Below are 18,647 nucleotides of genomic sequence, written 5' to 3'. Positions count from 1 at the left end.
GAAGATACAGAGTAAAGAAACCGTGCACTCCATCGAGATGCGTAGTGCCGCTCCGCCAGCCTATGCTCATGTGTTAGGAATGTGCTGTGTCTCCAAACGCAATGTCTCCAAGCACAATGTCCCCAAGCGTTTTTGTTAGCTAGGTTTGGGCAATCCTACCGAATGGACTCTCTTAACTCGCGGGCGACGGTGAGGTAGTAGTTTCGCGCCGTTGCGTTGACCATGTTACTGGCGAGCTTGGTCAGCGCGTCTGCTTTGATTTCCTTCGCCGCAACGTTGTCCTGGTCAATTGCCAACAAATGGTCGGCGAGCTGTGCGGCCCATTGGTTGTCATCTGCGGCAAGTGCTTCTTTGGCTGCTGCCAAAAGCTTGTCCGTTCCTCCGGCCAACTTTGCGACATGCTCCGCTTCGGACTTCAACGACAATCGGAACAGATTGGACGGGTTGCCGTCGAACCAGCCAAAATATTGACTGAAGATTGTCCGCACGCCCCACTCGGGATGTCCATAGAACGGTTGCAGGTATTCTTTGCTGGCAAGTTCTTCGGGAAGCTGTACGTACTCGACCAGTTCGTCGGGCGTCATTCCCTTGTTCATTCCCTCAACGGTTTTGTCGTGAATGAACTGCACCGCATCGCGGTAATCGCCGAGGACTTGTTTCACTTCGTCTGCTCCGAGCACCGGTTGGGTGTGCCCACCGACTAAGGCGACCGCGTTGTTGTTGGCTAGCTTGCTAAGGCTTTCGGCCCATAGGCGAACGCTGCGGTTGGGAGTACCTCGAATTGCGTACAGATTTGGAAACGATCGGTAGAAATTATCGCCGGCGAACAAGGCTTTCCCCGCTGGATACCAGACGTACAGTTCGTCGTTCGTCTCACCGGGTGACGACACAAGTTCAAGCTCAACCCCACCCACGTTGATCGTTTGCCGTTCAGCTTCGAGGAAATGTGACGGCGTGGCCTCGGTGGCTGACGCGAAAGCATGGCCACCGCTTTTGGGATATCGAACCGGGGCGACGCCGTTGTTGATCCGTTGCTCCGGTGGCAACTTGAAGCCCGCTTGCCGTGCTGCTCGCACGGATTGAAACGTAACACCCGCAGCCGTCAGTGGACGGTATTCGCTGCCAAAGTTTTTGTGAGCCCAGATTTGCGGTCGCTCCGCTCCAAGAAACGCAGTCACTCCGCCGGTATGGTCGCCATGGGAGTGCGTAAAGATGATCGCCTTCACCGGCTTATCGCTGATCTTGCGAAACTCGGTCACGATACGTTCAGCGTCATCTCGCGTCATTCCCGTATCAACAATGACCACCCCGTCGTCGCCAACAATCATCGAGACGTTAGAGACACTGAAGCCGACCGCCGTATAAACGTTGTCAGCAACGTTGACGATCTGCTCAGTGAATTGGGCGTTTTGTTTTCTCAGCCGCTCCGTAGCGCTCGTCACATCCTGAGCTAGGCTTGAACTTGCACCAAGCAACATGAGGCTGAGAGCAAAGATGATTCTGTTCACGAGATTATCCCTCTGAAATGTGTTTCGTTAAGTTCGTTTGCATCTTTCGCAGTACGTTTTGAGTGGCGCCCAGCTCCGACTTTGAAATGCCCTCGAGCGCAGTTCTCCGTAAGTCGTCCAGTAAGGGGAGCACCTTCGTAAGTTTCTGTTCACCACGGCGATTCAGGGCAATGATCACGATGCGAGCGTCTTCACTCGATACGTTCCGATCAACAAACCGATGTTCAACGAGTCGATCCAATTGGCGTTTTACCGTCGTTGGATCACGAATCATCCGCGATGCCAACTCGTTCATGCTAAGCGGTTTGCCGGCGTCCAACAAAGTGATCAGTGTCTGAGTTTCCTCCGGCGAAAACGGCCAACCAGCCCCCTTCAGCACCGCGGCCATTGCAGAACGAATTTGATAAGCAACACGCCCGATTGCGAATCCAGGCGAAGACTCTGAGTCAAAGTGCATGTTCGCCTCCGGAAGAATCCTGAATCGAAGCCGTCGTAGGCCCAGCAAAAATCGGGCGATACCAATCAAAGTAGCAGTAGATCAGCAAAGCACATGCCACGAAATCCAAAAGACCGATCACGAGGTATTGATGAGCAAAGAAGATCACGTACAGCAAGATATTAAACGCATAGGGCAGCGACATCAGGATCGCGAGTGGCGCAGTCTTCGGGAAGAACATCAAGCCGCCAGCGACCGTCTTAAGAAAGCCAACCCAGAAGATGAGATAGCCTGTCTTCTCAAGCGCGAGCATGAATTGATCGAGTTCAGTCGGCGGATCGCCAACTGGATACCCGTTAACGCCGAAGCCCATCGTCATGATCCCCGTGCCAAATAAGAAGAGTGCAAAGAGTATCCGCGTCACGAAGGTGAGCCGTGGAAGCCGAACGCTGCGTTTTTCCAATGGAGGCATATCACTAGGTTCATGCGAGTTGAATCGGCACATTGGCTCATCGGACGCGTGGGTTAAGCACACGCAGTCACGAGAGCATTTCCATTACCTGTACAGTACAGGTAACGAGCGACCTGTCAATACTTGCGGATGAAATTTCTCATTCGCAGACGCGCTGGCTAGTCGAGTCTTGCCAGCAAAATGAGATTGCAACTGCCTGGTTCCACTAGCGGCGACACCTTGCCTCCTTGAGCGCCATTCATTCATCCCCCGCCCCGCAGCGGAGCGCGACTCCAGTCGGCTCTTCTGTATCATCCGCGGCTCCGCTTGGGTGGCCCGGCTTAGGGCGTCTCGGTTTGGGGTGGCCCGTCAACATGCCGCCCGCATCGATTGGCACTCCTGAAACTGGCCCCCCTGAAACTTGGTCGAGCGGAGCAGGGGTGTAAGCGAATAGCATTGGGTGCGCACGATAAAGTCATCCTCTCAACAGCTCGACTTTATGGCGCGATTAAAGAGTTTGCTACTTGGACTGCGAAGCTGCGCCGTCGATGGCAAGTGGGAATTTGTTTTCATGCCTGACTTCGCTGGCTGGCTTCATTTTTGGGTCAGTCTCATCCCCAGCAGGGGACGGCAGCACCGGGCGTAGAACACTGTATAGATCCGGGTCAATCGCGGCCGTCGATGCAAATCGATCTGAACGCAGTATGACGCGATCGACTGTCAAATTGGTTCGATCCTGCCAGTCTTGAATCGCGACCCGAATTTGATGTGGCAGAGGGAACGGATCTTTGCGACCTGCAATCGCGTCGCGAATCGAACTGACATCGTACATCTCCGTGATCGGGTCGCACCGACTGATTCCGTGTGGGATGTCTGTAAACAAATAACAGTCCTCACCGAGTTCGTAGATGGCAAGCACGGGAGCGGGGGAAATGGGTTTCGCATACGGCCTTCCTGTGGTTGCTTCGGCCTGAAGTTCGATCAAATCCTTCACGCGAATGGCTGATCCAGCGGTCAGCCTCGCTCTAACGATCGCATCATAATAGGGTCGCAAGTACTCACGCAGTTCCGAGCAGGCTTCGCACGTCGCTTCAGCCGGGCTTTCGGCCTGGCCCCGTTTTCGCGACGCCGAAGAATCGGAAAGTGCAACCCGACAAAAACTATGTAGCAATTCGCCGTTCAATTCAGCGTGGTAGCGATCTGACATCGTACAGTCTAGCAATACCTTTGATGCAAATAGACAAACTTCTAGCTGATCGCGGTGTGGTGCCGTACCAATGACATCACGATACCGCAGTAACCCCTCTCGAAGCTTCTCCGATTGCGAGGGTGAGTCGGTCACGAACTGATTTCCCCTTGTCGCTTCTCTTCTCGCTTCAACGATCAACGTTGTTAGTTCCCCAAGCGCCTGCCAGGTCCCAGAAGCTGAACGTTTACCGCCCAGTTCAAAATAGATTTGGTCTGAATCACGACACATTCTCAGGGCCAATTCAGTATCTTTGATGGACGAATCCATGCACAGCGCGAGAGATTGCTTGTAGAGCAAAGCGCTCCGACGCTTGTCTCTCGCTTCGTCGTGCTGCGTTGACGTGTCTTCTTCATCGGATGTTCGTCGAGAGAGCAAATGAACCAGACTCAACGCGCGGCGATAGTCATCAAATGCCTCTCGCGGGTCAATCTCGATGGGGTCACCAAACAAATTGCAGTCGCCTAGCCGCTCGCGTGTATTGATCAGACGATCAATGAAACTCAACAGGATTGCGGGGTCATGGTCATCCGACGCTAAGAACTCACGATAATTATCTTGCACCGTCGAATCGAGATTCAGATAGGCCTCGGTCGCCAGCAAAGTGTCCCCCTTGAATCGGGTGAGCATGGCAATCCCGTGTTGATTGTGCAGATCCGTGATTCGTGCGTTGTGATTTAATTTCCCATTCTCCTTAACAAAGTGCTTTTTGAGTATTTCACTCGACCTATTAAAGTCACGCTGTGCGTCCGTCAATCTCCATCGTTTCATCCGCAGCCAACCGCGGCGATTTAAAATATGAGCGTGCAGGAGGTGTCCGGGAAGATCGCGTGCTCCGAGTTCTTCAGCCTTGTCGAAGAGGTCGCCGGAAGCTCTCCATTCGCGGAGCCCGGCTTTTGCATCGGCTTGCCGACCGGTCGCAAACACCTGGAAGAATGCCGAGTAAACTCGGTTCGTGCTTACCTCTTGAACAAGTGATATTGCAATGGCGAATTGCTCGACGGCTTCCTCTTGCTCAGAGATGGAAACCAGGAATTCCCCGTAATCGGCGCAACATAATGCTGCAGTAAATGTGAGCGCATCCTGTTCGGAACGCGTACGTTCTTCCTTATACTTCTCAATCGCACTGATGTAGGCGACTTTCGCTTCCTCCGTCTTGCCCAGCTTGTGAAGGACGACCGCCCGCAGGTGACTATCTTCGGCCACCAATTCGGTCACCCGTTCGCTCAGGTCTTTCTCGATCGTCTCCAGGGCCTTTTCGAGTTGCTTCGAATTCTTGACCTGAAAAAGCAATCCGGCGTGCTTGTATCGAAGCGAGGTTAGGTCGTCGCCGATTCGTCGGTCCCTGATTACGGCATTGGCCGTTTTGCGAAGTTCGTCTATATCGACGAACGCGGCAACACCCGCAGATGACCTCTTCTGAGGAACTCTCGTCGAATGTTGCTTGATCAGAAGTGCACGAATACTGGGTATGAACCATGGCATTTCATCAAACCACCATTCACCCTGACAACTTGCAATCATTGCCTGCAGCTGGAGTTGCCCACCGTCACTGAGCTCCTCCTCTGCGGCGGCCGTCAACTTCGCAAGCCCTTCTGTTGTCGGGGTAAAACAGAATTCACCGCCATGATTTCCGCCGCTATCGTTACTGAGGCTACGACAATCGGGTCGTTGTGAGTCATCAGACCGCAGTCCACCTTGGACATACTCCAGTAATCGGTTGGCCCATACTCGCGTGTCGCGTGATTTGCCTTTGCGAATGGGTAGATACTTGAGCCCGTCAAGAAAGACCGTCATGAATTTAGAATTTGCGCCGCCGTACTGGGGCGTATCTCCGGCAACTTGATCATCTCTGCAAGAGGCGATCGCTTGGAAAGATTGCACCAGCTGAAGCGAAGCATCTGACCTCTCACCTTTTGTCTGCGGCTGAAAGGTAAACCGACCGCGTGAATTAAAGATCTCACCTGAATAGCAACAATCCAACACGATTAGATTGTGTTGACAGTGAAAGTCAGCCACCTGCTTAAAAAGTTGATCTGGAAGCCCAACACTTACCACTGGCTCGCGGTCTTTGAATTCGACATCAAGCGGTAGCAACGCAACCTGTTCCCCCACCGGCGCTCGCTTGAGCTTTTGCGCATGACCGGCAAAGAACACCAGAATCGAGTCATCGTCATCGACTCGAAGACGCAGATTCTTGATATGCTCATTTATCTCGGGCAGATTTGGGTCTCCGTCGTCTTCGTCGGGCCCGTCCGTTAGCACGATGGTGTTGGCTCTCTCGTAGCCGTAGTAGTCCATGAGCACCTTTGAAAACGCGACCGCATCATTCGCCGCATTGCTCAGTGGCTTCAAGCCAGATTTTGAAAGTTCCGCTTCGCGTTCGGTATAGTTGACTCCAATTAGCAGCGCGTACTTCTCCGACGAGGTCAGGGGAAGGCTTGTGGTGCCAGAATTTGCTGCGTCTTGACTCGTCGCCGCCGTCGCAGCAAAGACCGAAACCATGCCTGCGAGCAATAGTGGTAGCTGAATGAGATTCTTCATCGCTTTCCCTTTGGCTTGCATGTGCAAGCGACTGTAGGAGGCCTCATTTCCACCGCCGCAAAATTGCACGAAAGCCCCCGCATTGATCGGATTTGTTTGGCTACGGCGGCGATACCGTCCATGTCCACGTGAGTATCTGTGGTCTGTCCAAACCTTGTTGATTACGAAATTTGGTTGGAGATTTGAGTGTACCGTTTAACAGTCGCTCGAACTCAGTCGTAGGCGACTCCGTCGTATGACGATTCACCACCGCACCAAAGTTTTCCTGTCTTAAAAAACCAAAATTCGGCGTGTGAGGATGATCGCGTGTGTTCATCGCGATGACGATCAGCCCGAATGATCCTGATGCATCGTCGTTACATCGGAAACGATAGATTGGTTGTGGTCGTGGCGGCGCGGTTCGAGGAGCATGACGTAACGTTCCCACTCCCAATCCATTCTCGCCCCCAACCAGCCCGATTCCGTAGTGACTGTTGAGTTGCAGAATGACATACCAATAGTCTCGGCTCAAATTTTTGTTTGTCGCACGAAGTTCAACGATCTCGCCTGGCTTCAATTGGCTATCGCCGATCAACAATCCATCAGCCGCACGCGCCTCAATACGGACATCTTGATTTGGATCCAGTTCGGCTCCGGCCGCAACCATCAACTTGTTCAGGTTGCTCCACTTTTCGACCTTTGTAAGATTGCTTTCGATCTCCGCAGCGATTTTCGCGACATCGCCAAGATCGGATTTTTTGAATCTAGCTTGAGGAATCTTTTCCAACGAAGACATGCCGTTCTGTAATAGTCGCTGCAGTTCTTCGCCGAGGACCAGAACGGCATCGCCGGTTTCTTCAAGCAAGACAAACGCCCAGTCACAATCATTGGATTCATCGTTGACAAGAATCGACGAATCCTTGAACTGTTGGCGGATTGCTGTGGCTAGCCCTTCGGGGGGCAACGGTTTCAAAGCGGAGCCAGACAATGCCAACAACGACAATCGCAGCGGTGTACGATCACTTTCGTGGTATAGAATTCGGCAAGAACCATTGTTGGGCCAATTAGCCGCAACCGACGATTCGGTAGGCTCGACGATTGCGGATGTGGCGTTTACCGTTTTAACTTCAACCGTTCCAATCGGCGTTTCGTGTGCCTTGTCACTGGGCGCAAAAACTTCAAGGACGGTTCCCTGATTCAATCCAGCCAATCGGCCACCCGAGACGACCAACGCGTCGCCCTCTCGGCTCAGGAACATTGGCTTTTGTTCAGGCCAAGATCGCAAGCCGAAGACTTCACGATTAAGGTCCCCCGCCCAGAACGGCGATGGGTGTCGGCGACCGTCAGCCTGATAACGGCTTATTAGTGCACGGCTCAAATCTCCATAAGTGATGCCGGACTTGCGTCCTCGTAACTCTTGTTCAAGATGATACGCAAGCAGCCCGCGTTTGATTCCTGAGTTCTTTGGGCGGATCAACTCGGCTTCCGTTTGGTGTGCTTTCGCTGCGAAAAAGGCCACGACACTTCCCTTTGATTGCCTCGGTTTGGCCAACTCCTTCGCTTCGTCTTCACTCGAAACGTTCGCCCCCTTTTCAACACGTTGGCGGGCTGCTTCGAGAACTTCCGCCGATACCCCCACTACGCTCGGCGAAACGTACCGAGGCACCTCGTCGCTAGCGCCAACACTCCGCGTCATCGTTCCTGAGTGACAACAATCGAAGACGATCCAAACGTGCGAGCCTTTCTCTTGGAGTTGATCCAGCCACTGACCGATTTGGTCGTCAAGGATCAGATTCTCATCCGCGTGTGCGTCAGCAGGAAGGAACGCCTCATTCAGCCCGTCAGGTTCGGGATTGGACACATCAAGAAGATTCGCCTGGGACTCCGGAACTGGAACGTTGGTTCCGTGACCTGACAGTAAAATGAAGACCTGAGAGTCGAGCGATGCAGATTCAATTAATTGCTCGAAGGCATCGTGGATACGATCGTGAGTAGGACGCGTTGCGACGTCGTCGGTCCAGCCAGTAAGCGTGGTGACTCGGTCAAAGTCGAGTTCGTTTTCGAGGAGTTGCTTGAACGCAAGAACATCATTGGCAGCTCCCGGCAGGTCGTCTATTTTCTCAGACTGATAGTCGGAACACCCGATCAAAAGAGCGATGCGTTCGGCATGAGCAACTTCGCCTGATGAAACAACAGTGAAGTACAGAGCCATCCACAGAATTAAGCGATTCACTATCATGGTCTCGTGCTTTGAACTCTGATAGAGAAGCCCCCACGCAAAATCGCATGAGGGCTTGAGAAGTGAAGTTCAAATTTGGCCTACTCGTCGATGTGCCAAGTCAAATCGTGATTGTGCCCACTCGCATTTGCGTGTCGGATCAGGTCACCATCCGCCATGCAGTAAGCGTCATAGTGATTATGATAAGCATGGGCGTGGACGTGCATTCGTCGTGTTCGTCCTGAACGAACACGACCAACAACATGCCCGTCGACCATAATCTTCAGGTCATGGGGAGTGTGATTAATGACGGTCAGGTCTCCATATTGTGACTTTGACGCTTCACCGGGTTCCGCCGCAGAATCTTCGGCAAGCTCCACGAGTTGATTGAGTTCCGATTTCGTCGTCGCATCGGTTACCAGTTGAGCAATTGCCTTGAGTTCTTTCGCATCGCCACGCATTTTGGCCAAGTCAACGGCTTCCGCCATGACCTGTGAGGCAGTCACCTTCGCTTGCTTTCCTGTGGCGGCTTCCGCAGCAGCGAGACTGCGCGCCGCAACCGCAATCGTTACGGGATCAGGAGTGATTCGAGCTTGATGAATTTGGCTTCCCAACGGTATCAAGTATGCAAAATCGGCCCCCAATTCCTTTTGAAAATTAATCGTGCAAGCACCCAGACAGGGCGTGGTACTCCCCTCTTTTGAAAGGCTGGACCGGATTTCTTTGGTCTCCCCCTTCTTCGCTTCTTGCTTCGCGTCTTGTGCGAAACATACCGACGTACTCGTCGCGATCAACGCCGCTACAACTGCAATGTGATTCAAACGCATTCTGTGTACCTCGTGCCCTAAGGCGTGAAAGAAAGAGAACCGTCCATCGACGGTGATACCCATCCTGGTGAAGGATCAACACGCATGCCTTTGTCAACCCACCCCCTGGCAATCCTAACGCCCCCCATACTGAGGTGCAATTAAAGTTCTCTCGTTTTTTTGTTTGGCAGCGAAGCCTTCCCTGCACGAAACGCTGCGATTTGCAAAATCACAGCAGCAGAGAACTCTGTAAACCACGGAGAAACCGCCTCGATAACGTCACGCAGGCCGATGCATTTGCGCCCCTGAGGTAGCGGGTAGCGTGCTCGCCTTGCCATGACGGAAGTGTCGGTTCGGCTCCCATGGGGCGCTTGCTCAGGCTTCAGGAGCCAGACTTCAGGGAACGCAGCAAACGGTTGAGGACGCGTCCAGTTTCGTTGGCGACCGAAATCACGTTGGCAGCGACCTTTTCTTCGAGGTAGGAGAGTCCTTGTGCTAGCGAAAGCTGGTACTCAACGTCGCAAACCGAACCGTAAGCGATTTGGAGAAAGCGAACATAGTCGGCTTGTGATCATTTAGCGTTTCCTTCAACGATGATTGATGGACCGGAAACGGCAGCGCGGCGAAGCTGTGAGCTTAGCCTAGCCCAAACATTTCCTCTTTGGGAAACGTTGATGTGCAATTGTAGACAGCAATAGCCAGTTGATCGGCCGACTCAAACGCTCGCAGTTTCCTGTAGTCTCGCATGCATGCTTTCCTTTCCTAATGCCTGAAGTCTGAAACCTGAAGACTGAGTTTATTCCGGTGTGGCCCAATGCTAAGGCGACTCACGGTAAGCAGACGCGTGAAGGTGCGCGTACTCACGCCGGAGCTTCACCGCAGTCGAATCCGTCAAACTCTATCGTGGGATAAGCATCCTGCTTGTCAAAGAACACAGGTTAGAAGCCGATGCTACTAGTAAGACGTTTTTCGTGGTGATGTGGGACAGATCGTCTCGCCAAACTCTGATGCGGAACGCAGGTGCTCAATGTTGACGCCAGAGTGGTTGTTCAAGCGTAGAACGAAGCTTGACACCAAATCATCTTGGGCAAACCATGACCATTGCTCATGCCCCTTTACTCGCATCGACGTCGGTCACACCGAATCCGACGCGAAAATCGACAATCACGCTCGCCCTACGAGGACGCCAACCTTCGGCCGCATACTTTAGGGCCACAGACTTTAATGCCATCCCCACCTCGCAACCGTTCCGGCCAGCCACGCCCCTAATCGATCTGATTGAACAATTGCGATACCGCCGGCTTGGTCACTTTGCCCATTGCGTTTCTGGGGAGTTCTTCCACGACGAGCAACTTACGTGGGATCTTGTAGGGCGAGATTCGATCCTTGCACCACCCTCGAAGCGACTCAAGTTCCAGTGCCTGGCTGTGCTTCAGCACGACGGCAGCCGCGACGGCTTCACCCCACGTATCGTCTGGTAAACCGACGATGGCACACTGAGTGATCGCTGGGTGGTCCAACAGAGAGGCTTCGATCTCGAGAGCAGACAGCTTGTAACCGCCGCTCTTGATGATATCGACACTGCTGCGTCCCATGATACGAAAGTAGTCGTTTTCAATGACGGCCATATCGCCAGTACGAAACCAGCCGTCGACGAAGGACTCGCTTGTTGCATCGGGTCGATTCCAATATTGCTGGAAGACGTTCGGGCCGCGAACCTGTATCTCCCCTGAAACACCTTCGTTGGTGATCGATTCACCACATTCGTCCTGTAACCGTATCTCGACACCGGGCAGTGGCTGACCGACTGCACCGGGGCGGCGTTCCCCGTCATAGGGATTCGATAACGCCATGCCTATTTCGGTCATCCCGTAACGTTCCAACAACTTCTGGCCCGTCAGTTCCGACCACTTTTCATGCACGCTAGCGGGCAAGGCGGCTGAACCGGAAATCATCAATCGCATGTCGGCAAAGCCTTGCACGATCGGATCACATTCGGAGCTCGGCATGGCCTCCAACGCTTCGATCACCTTGACGTAGATCGTCGGCACCGCCATGAACACGGTGTAGGCATGATCGGCGACTCGGCCCAGGACGGTATCAAGATCGAATCGCGGAAAGGTTTCGAGTTGTGCTCCGGACCATAGCGCGCACGACATGATGTTGATGATGCCGTGAATGTGGTGCAGCGGCAGGAACAATGGAATGCGGTCGTCCTGTTGCCAACGCCACGCGTCGACCAGCGATTCGATCTGAGCCTGAATGCAGGCGTGAGTCGTGACGACGCCCTTGGGTTTGCTGGTCGTTCCACTGGTATAGAGAATCATCGCACGCCGCTCGGTCGAAATTTCAGGTAGTCGAGCGGTGGGCGTCGATGGCACATCATCGACCGACAGCAATCGGATGTCGAGTTGTTTGCAAAGCGAAGTGAGCCGCGGAATAAGCTCACTCGTTGCAATCACCGTGCTTGTCTGCGAGTCGGTGAGCGTGTACTCAAGCTCTTTCTCGGTTGCCGACGTGCTGAGCGGAACGGCGATCCCGCCTGCGCGCCAAATCCCCCACTGCGTCTGGATGTATCCTTCTCCGGCAGGAACGAGATACGCGATCCGAGCTTCGTTCAGGTCGTCGGCTCCCGCGAGCAGCGTCGCGGCGGCCGATTCCGAAGCAGCGACAAGATCACCATACGTGGTGGTGCCCGTGGCGGAGCAAACTGCGATTCGTTCACCGTGTGCCATGGCACGTTCGATAATGGGTAGTTGTTTCATTTCATGGCCCTTAAATTTAGATTCATGTTCCAACAATGGCTCGAATGACGATAAAAATAACCGAGGGTCCTAGCAGACATCCCAGCCCGGTGTAGAACGTGGCCGTCATCGCACCGTAGGGGACGAGTCGCTCATCGGTGGCTGCAAGACCACCGGCAACACCGCTAGTCGTTCCCATCAGCCCACCAAAAATGAGTGCGGAACGCGGATTATCGAGTCCAATCCACTTTGCCACAAAGGGTGTCAACGTCATCACCAGCATCGACTTTACTAATCCCGCAGCAACGCTGAGCGCGATGACTTCGCTCGTCGCTCCTAGTGCAGTTCCGGTGACGGGCCCCACGATGTAAGTCGCCGCTCCTCCGCCAATCGTGGTCATGCTGACGGCGTCTCGATATCCGAAGCCATAGGCAATGATCGCACCAATCAAAAACGACATCAGCACTCCGGCAAGCAGTGAAACGACCCCACTGAGACCGGTCTTGAGAAACTCATCTAACCGCACGCCGAACGCCGTCGCGACGATGGCAAAGTCACGCAACATCGCGCCGCCCATCAAACCGATCCCTGCCAAGCATTCGATGTCAGCAATCCCCTTTTCTCCGTCGGTCACTACGCCACCGATGCAGGCTAGCAGCAAACCAACCAAGATCGCAATCGCTGAACCGTGCATCCGATGGCGCGTTACTTTCGCCGAAATTCCGTAGGATATCCACACGATGGTGCCAACCACGGCAAAGGCCGTCACCAACGAGTACTTCGTCAGTACGGATTCGATAGCTTGCCATAGTTCATTCACGCGTCGTCTCCTGTCGAAGCGGATTCAAGCGTTGATTTTAAATGGTCATTCGATTGTCCGATGCGACTAATCAGCGGCACCATTGCAAAACTTGCAATCACCACCACGACGCCGGCGATGATCGCGGCTGTCCCACCACTAAGCGCCGCGCGTACGTTCTGGCTCGCCGCCATCGCCACCACGATGGGAATGTAGATCGAACTCCAGAACAGCACGCCATTCTGCGTAGGCTTGGCCATGAATCCACTGATTTGCAAGCGACCCGAAATCAGGATCAGCAACAACATCGCGATGCCGACACCGCCCACATTGGCGTCAATACCAATGGCCAACCCGATCAGCTTGCCAGCGATCAAACCGGCGATCAGACATAGCGATAACAATGCGGTTCCGTAAATGGCCATCAACACTCCTTCAATGGAATTTGTCAGTCGACGGATACGATACACTATTGAGCCGGATCATAGGGAGGCAGCGGGCTTCGCTTGGAAATTCTCTTGATATTGACTCCCAGGAATGCAGAAAACGGGTCGTTCTATCTGACTGCTGCAGATGCATTGACCGCGCAGTCCGGCGAAACGCCCTGTAAAACATTCCCTCATCAGCGCCGCCATTTCGGCCTCTGTCATCGCTGCACCTTTGGATGCAGGCCTACGTAGGCAAGGCAAACGAAAAGGCGAAGGAAAAGGCGAAGGAAAAGGCAACGAGATAAAGCACTTTCATTGAGCATTAAAGTGCAGTTGAACGCTATGCCAAAATTTCTTGGATGACGTGACCGTGCACATCAGTGAGCCGACGATCGATGCCGTTTTGATAGTAGGTCAACCGCTGGTGATCGATCCCAAGTAGATGTAACGCCGTGGCGTGCAAATCGTAACAGTACGTGGGCGACTGGATCGCTTTGGATCCGAGTTCATCGGTCGCACCATAACGGACGCCGCCGCGAATTCCGCCGCCTGCGAGCCAAGCCGTAAAAGCACCCGCGTTATGGTCGCGGCCTTTCCCCTCCTTGCCTTGCGCCCCCGGTTGGCGGCCAAACTCGGTGGTGCAAATCACCAACGTGTCGTCGAGCATCCCGTGAGCCTTCAAATCCTTCAGCAGCGCCGAGGCACCGGAGTCCAGCACGGATCCCCAATAGCCATGGTCGCGAACGATGTCTTCGTGACTGTCCCAATTGGGCCGGATCTTCTTGGCCGTCGTGTTCTCTGCTCCACAATAGATCTGGACAAACCGTACACCCCGCTGGGTCAATCGACGCGCCAGTAAACACTGCCGACCAAACGGACCGTTCTCGGGATGATCGACCTCATACAGACGCCTTGTCGACTCGCTCTCGGATTGAATATCGGTGACTTCGGGGGCACTGAGCTGTAATCGCGCCGCCATTTCGTAGGCCTTGATCCTCGCATCCAACTCGCTGTTACCGCTGCGAGTCTCGCGATGCAATTGATTCAATTTTTGCAGAAAGTCCAATCCTGCGTGTTCCGAGGACGGGCTCTGCTCCGCAAATTCCGCTGGCGGAAACAAATCGGCAATCGGTTGTTTCGAATTCGATGTGTCCAGCATCGTCGCTTGGTGAACGGCAGGCAAGAAACCGGCTCCCCAATTGATGATGCCGCCCGGTGGCAAGCCTCTTGGATCGGGCAACACGACGAAGGCAGGTAGATCGTCGGCTTCGCTGCCAAGTCCATACGTCACCCATGATCCCATGCTGGGAAAACCGGGAAGCGTGAATCCCGTATTCATCATGAAGCAGGCCGGACCATGCAACGCCGTTTTGCTCTGCATCGAGTGAATGAAGGCAATGTCATCGACACACGTCGCCAACTTGGGCAACAAGTCGCTGACCCACATCCCCGATTCGCCATGTTGACGAAATTCCCAATGACTCGGCTGGCAATTGCCTGGTTTGGACGCAAAGAACTGTAACTTGCCATCAGGGTCAAAGGGCTGACCGGCTCGCTTTACCAGTTCGGGCTTGTGGTCAAACGTATCGAGGTGACTCATCCCACCAGGGCAAAAGATCTGAATCACTCGCCGTGCCTTGGGGGCATGGTGAATTGCCGCCTGGGTTTCGCCCGCCAGCATCGCTGTCAGCGCGAGCCCACCAAGACCTCCGCCTGCATTTTGCAGAAACGTTCGCCGTGACGATTGCGGCATCGACGGAGTGATGGATGAGGATTGAGGCGAGCGAGAATTTTGATTCATGAGCAGGTTCGATGGAAGGCGTTTGCAGAGGCGATCACCCCTTTCGTGGAATTAGCCTCCTGGTTTCGACCGATCTCCTTAATCCAAGTAAACAAATTCATTGGCGTTTAACAACGATCGACATAGCGAGAAGAGTCCTTGGGCTTTGACAAACGGCTCCGCCAATTGCGATTCCTGTGCCGACGGTTTTCTTGCAAACGCCAATTCGAAAGCCCGCTCCACTTGGCGTTCTGGTGCGACACCGACCTCCTGCTCAATTCGCTCGGCAAAATAGCGAGCTTGCCTGAGCATGAAATCATTGTTCAGCATTGCGAGCGATTGCAGCGGGGTGGTTGTCGTATTCCGTTTGGGCGTCATATTCGCAGGATCGGGGCAATCCAACGTGGTCAAAAACCCGTCGGGTGTCGTACGAACGATATAGCGATAAATACTGCGCCGCCAAAGTTCGGGTTGATCGGCGGTCCGGTAGGTGTAGATCGGAGCGTACGCTTCTTGATACTCAAAATCTTCGAACCCTGGACCGCCACGCTCGAGATTTAACTTGCCACTGACGAATAACACCGCATCGCGAATCGCCTCCGCTTCGATGCGACGTGGATTCTGACGCCACAACAGTCGATTCCCAGCATCCAATTCCACACCCGCCAATTCCTTCGCATCACTTGATTGCTGCTTGTACGTCTGACTATTCAGAATCAAGCGATGCATTGCCTTGAGGGATCCACTCTTGCTGGACAATTCGGTCGCCAACCAATCAAGCAACTCGGGGTGAGAAGGACGTCCGCCGCCAAAGCCAAAGTCACTCGCCGTGTTGACAATGCCTTGACCAAAGTGCCATTGCCACAGGCGATTGACGATCACACGCGGCGTCAATGGATTGTCGGGGTGAGTGATCCAGTTCGCCAGCGCGACACGCCGTTGGGATGCATTCGAGTGGTGAACTGCGAGGGCGGGCCGCAGCATCGTTAGACAACCGAGTGCGGCGGGAGCAAGTGGCTCACCGCTTGGTGACTCGGGGTCGCCCCGTATCAAAACATGAACTTGGGGAACGTCCAGGGATGACGAAACGCCGTAGAACCTCGGCGGTGGACCGAGGTTTGCCAATCGATCAGATACCGAACCGCGTTCGCTGCGCAGTTTTTGGAGCCGTTCTTGCTCGCGGGTTGTCAGCGAAATGGATTCCGTGGCGATGAATTTCGCATCACCAAAACCGATTTGATCATGCCCGTAACCGTTACCGCCATCCGTGGAAACCAAGGTCAAGAATCGTGCCTCCCGAGTCACAGGAACGTCAACATGATGCAAGCCATCGTCGCGCCGAATCCCGCGATACTCGGCGGCTAGGCGTCCATCGATGAACACCCAAGCGTCAGCGTGAAAGCTGCCGACTGCGCCAAAATAGCCAAGTTTGGCTGTGAATCGAAACGCGCCGTCATCGTTGGCATTACGAACACCGTTAACACGACGAATCGCATCCAGATCAAACGTAATCCCTGCGTTGGCGTGCATTCCCAGGACGGAATGTCCCGGTTTTGTGAAATCGATGCCACCAAGTTCGGTCGAATGCTGACTGGTCACCGGACCATTGCGAATCAAGTCCCAAGCGGCACCTGATGTGCTAGGCAGTCCCGACACGGTGATCCCGGTCGAACTAACCACGATCCCGGCGTTGTCCTCGTGTCCATTGGGAATGAAGACACCATCGACATACGGCAACTCGGACGGCGTGAACTTGTTCGTCACAACCGTGCCGAGCGAACCGAGATCGCGACGATCGATCGCACCGGATCGGACGTCGATGCCGTCTCGATATTTTCCCGTGCCATGCCCGTTACCACCGCCCACCAAATCCGCCAAGTCGATTCCCGTGCCTTCCAGTTTCCCGATCTCAAAATCGATCTCGCCAAGTCGGCGGGTCAGCTGAGTCTTGTCGCTTTCGTACTTCTGTAATGTGAGTCCACCAACGAGGCGATCCTCGCGTTTGACACCGGCAAAGACGGCTTGCAGTTCGTAATACTCACGCTGTGAAATGGGATCGAGTTTATGATCATGACATCGAGCGCAGTTGATGGTCATCGCCATCGTCGTGGTCAGCACCTGGGTGGCCATATCGTCGAGGTCAAGTGAGCGTGCTGCGCGACGTAGTTCATCGCTTTTCGTTTCGACTTGCCCCACGAAATCCCACGGACCGGACGCCAGGAAACCAGTCGCGATTACCGCTTGCGGATCTTCGGGCCACAACACATCGCCGCAGATTTGTTCTTGCAAAAAACGATCGTACGGTTTGTCATCGTTCAGTGCCCCGATGACGTAATCACGATACCGCCACGCGTTGTCGCGTCGCATGTCGCGTTCGAATCCGTGGGTGTCTGCGTAATGAGCGATGTCGAGCCAATGACGTGCGTATCGCTCGCCATAGTGCGGTGAATCGAGCAAACGGTCAACGAGTTTCTCATACGCCTGAGGGTCGGGATCGCTGACATATGCTGCGACCGCTTCGGGTGACGGCGGCAATCCATGCAGATCAAAAGTGAGGCGACGAATCAAAGTACGACGATCCGCGATCGGACTCAGGCTAAGATCGTGCTCCGCAAGTTTTTCGCGAACGAAGTCGTCGATGCTCGTCTTTGTGGTGTCCGCTTTGCGGATCGGTTGCAGTGACCACCACGTTTCGTCCGCCTTGGATTTTTCATGGATCACAACGTCGTCGGGCCAACTCGCGCCTTGATCAATCCAATCTCGAATCGTTTGCACTTCTCGTTCGGAAAGCGGTTCGCTCTGCTGGGGCATTTCTGGCACGCCGCCATCGGCGGCTATGATCAAATCGACCAGCGGACTCGCGTCCGAATCGCCTGGAACGATGTAATCATCTTCTAACAAATCACTTGCCGTCGCCAGCGACACGTTTCCTTTGTCGATCCCGGGCGAATGACAACGAATACAATGCTGTTGAACGATCGGCAAAACCTGGGTCACGAAGTCAACCGGTTCACCCGCAGCAGCAATCGCTGGAACGAACCAAACAAAACCGGCGACGCCAAGACAACGGATTGCGAGTGCGAACCGTTTAGCAATCTCTCGAACGAACACGCTAGGACAATCGTTGATCGCGTCGCGTTTCTGCTGCATGCTCGCAGAGTGATCATCGACACTGAGAAATGAATCCATAGTGCAGCAGGGTGCTTGTGAGAGGGACGCAAAGCAGTGTAGCGAGGCGGAGGGGATAGACTCGGCAATGTTTGAGATCGTTTTGCCCATCGTTGCCGATTCACCCGTCATTAGTGTACACGGTTCGTTTCACGGATGATGGCTCACACCATCCGGTACGCTAACGGGAATCTAAGAAGCATTTGCGTGTGCCGAGTCGCATGCGGGGCAACGTGACGTCGCCCCGTCCAACTCGAACACGTTACCCGCGGGCGTCGGACAGATCGTCCCGCGTCGTTGATCAAGACGATGTCATGGGGGTTAGCACCACGAGCGTTTAAAAACCGCTATATTTTACGAAGGTTTCACCGCAACGGCTTGTCGCTTTTTCCAAGTTTCTTACCGATGAACGAGGCGGAAAAGTTTCACGATCGCATCGGCGATGCTTGTAACTTGATCGCCGACGAAGGGGAGCGTGTCGCCATTCAAACACTGAATTGCCCTGCTCATGTGAGGAAGCAGATCGCGATGTGGTACGAT

At 54.0% G+C, this 18,647-nt stretch carries 13 protein-coding genes; all 13 read right to left on the bottom strand.

Features of this window, described 5'->3' with window-relative positions; translation table 11 throughout:
- Positions 1–155 precede the first annotated feature (155 nt).
- Positions 156–1,508 carry an alkyl/aryl-sulfatase gene (locus Pla52o_RS05325; protein ID WP_231612120.1) on the bottom strand — a complete coding sequence of 451 codons (1,353 nt, stop codon included), beginning with the start codon at positions 1,506–1,508 and terminating at the stop codon, positions 156–158.
- 4 nt (positions 1,509–1,512) lie between these two features.
- On the bottom strand, positions 1,513–1,965 hold the full coding sequence (locus tag Pla52o_RS05320; RefSeq protein ID WP_146593591.1) for a MarR family winged helix-turn-helix transcriptional regulator: 453 nt from the start codon (positions 1,963–1,965) through the stop codon (positions 1,513–1,515).
- Entirely contained in the window at positions 1,955–2,416 is a 462-nt protein-coding gene (locus tag Pla52o_RS05315) for a hypothetical protein (protein WP_146593590.1), read from the bottom strand. The genes Pla52o_RS05320 and Pla52o_RS05315 overlap by 11 nt, the downstream gene beginning before the upstream one ends.
- 499 nt (positions 2,417–2,915) lie before the next feature.
- Positions 2,916–6,185 carry a caspase family protein gene (locus Pla52o_RS05310; protein WP_231612119.1) on the bottom strand — a complete coding sequence of 1,090 codons (3,270 nt, stop codon included), beginning with the start codon at positions 6,183–6,185 and terminating at the stop codon, positions 2,916–2,918.
- Positions 6,186–6,285: 100 nt separating this feature from the next.
- A complete protein-coding gene (locus tag Pla52o_RS05305; protein ID WP_231612118.1) occupies positions 6,286–8,397 on the bottom strand; it encodes a caspase family protein in 2,112 nt (703 codons plus the stop codon).
- Between the two features lie 86 nt (positions 8,398–8,483).
- The gene (locus Pla52o_RS05300; RefSeq protein ID WP_146593589.1) at positions 8,484–9,209 is read right to left on the bottom strand and encodes a hypothetical protein; all 726 of its coding nucleotides are present in this window, start codon (positions 9,207–9,209) and stop codon (positions 8,484–8,486) included.
- 361 nt (positions 9,210–9,570) lie between these two features.
- On the bottom strand, positions 9,571–9,729 hold the full coding sequence (locus Pla52o_RS27315) for a four helix bundle protein (protein WP_231612173.1): 159 nt from the start codon (positions 9,727–9,729) through the stop codon (positions 9,571–9,573).
- A 564-nt stretch (positions 9,730–10,293) separates the two neighbouring features.
- Complete coding sequence (locus tag Pla52o_RS27650) at positions 10,294–10,419, bottom strand: hypothetical protein (RefSeq protein WP_261343335.1); 126 nt, start codon at positions 10,417–10,419, stop codon at positions 10,294–10,296.
- A 34-nt stretch (positions 10,420–10,453) separates the two neighbouring features.
- Positions 10,454–11,953 (bottom strand): acyl-CoA synthetase, encoded by a 1,500-nt coding sequence (locus tag Pla52o_RS05290; RefSeq protein WP_146593588.1) that lies wholly within the window; start codon positions 11,951–11,953, stop codon positions 10,454–10,456.
- Between the two features lie 22 nt (positions 11,954–11,975).
- A complete protein-coding gene (madM, locus tag Pla52o_RS05285) occupies positions 11,976–12,752 on the bottom strand; it encodes a malonate transporter subunit MadM (RefSeq protein ID WP_197169022.1) in 777 nt (258 codons plus the stop codon).
- Positions 12,749–13,156, bottom strand: coding sequence for a malonate transporter subunit MadL (gene madL / locus Pla52o_RS05280; protein ID WP_146593587.1), 408 nt, complete (start codon positions 13,154–13,156; stop codon positions 12,749–12,751). The genes madM and madL overlap by 4 nt, the downstream gene beginning before the upstream one ends.
- Before the next feature lie 343 nt (positions 13,157–13,499).
- Positions 13,500–14,960: a DUF1501 domain-containing protein gene (locus Pla52o_RS05275; protein ID WP_231612117.1), complete on the bottom strand. Its 1,461-nt coding sequence runs from the start codon at positions 14,958–14,960 to the stop codon at positions 13,500–13,502.
- A 78-nt stretch (positions 14,961–15,038) separates the two neighbouring features.
- The gene (locus tag Pla52o_RS05270) at positions 15,039–18,128 is read right to left on the bottom strand and encodes a DUF1553 domain-containing protein (RefSeq protein ID WP_197169021.1); all 3,090 of its coding nucleotides are present in this window, start codon (positions 18,126–18,128) and stop codon (positions 15,039–15,041) included.
- Positions 18,129–18,647: the final 519 nt, after the last annotated feature.

The sequence above is a fragment of the Novipirellula galeiformis genome, assembly GCF_007860095.1.
Lineage (GTDB): Bacteria > Planctomycetota > Planctomycetia > Pirellulales > Pirellulaceae > Novipirellula > Novipirellula galeiformis.
This window is presented reverse-complemented; position numbering and strand designations above follow the sequence as displayed.

Bases quoted from the DNA above. Each gene is read 5' to 3' on its own strand.
- Pla52o_RS05320 (WP_146593591.1), bottom strand. From the start codon at position 1,965: ATGCACTTTGACTCAGAGTCTTCGCCTGGATTCGCAATCGGGCGTGTT.
- Pla52o_RS05315 (WP_146593590.1), bottom strand. From the start codon at position 2,416: ATGCCTCCATTGGAAAAACGCAGCGTTCGGCTTCCACGGCTCACCTTC.
- Pla52o_RS05310 (WP_231612119.1), bottom strand. From the start codon at position 6,185: ATGAAGAATCTCATTCAGCTACCACTATTGCTCGCAGGCATGGTTTCG.
- Pla52o_RS05300 (WP_146593589.1), bottom strand. From the start codon at position 9,209: ATGCGTTTGAATCACATTGCAGTTGTAGCGGCGTTGATCGCGACGAGT.
- Pla52o_RS27650 (WP_261343335.1), bottom strand. From the start codon at position 10,419: ATGGCATTAAAGTCTGTGGCCCTAAAGTATGCGGCCGAAGGTTGGCGT.
- Pla52o_RS05290 (WP_146593588.1), bottom strand. From the start codon at position 11,953: ATGAAACAACTACCCATTATCGAACGTGCCATGGCACACGGTGAACGA.
- madL (WP_146593587.1), bottom strand. From the start codon at position 13,156: ATGGCCATTTACGGAACCGCATTGTTATCGCTATGTCTGATCGCCGGT.
- Pla52o_RS05275 (WP_231612117.1), bottom strand. From the start codon at position 14,960: ATGAATCAAAATTCTCGCTCGCCTCAATCCTCATCCATCACTCCGTCG.
- Pla52o_RS05270 (WP_197169021.1), bottom strand. From the start codon at position 18,128: ATGGATTCATTTCTCAGTGTCGATGATCACTCTGCGAGCATGCAGCAG.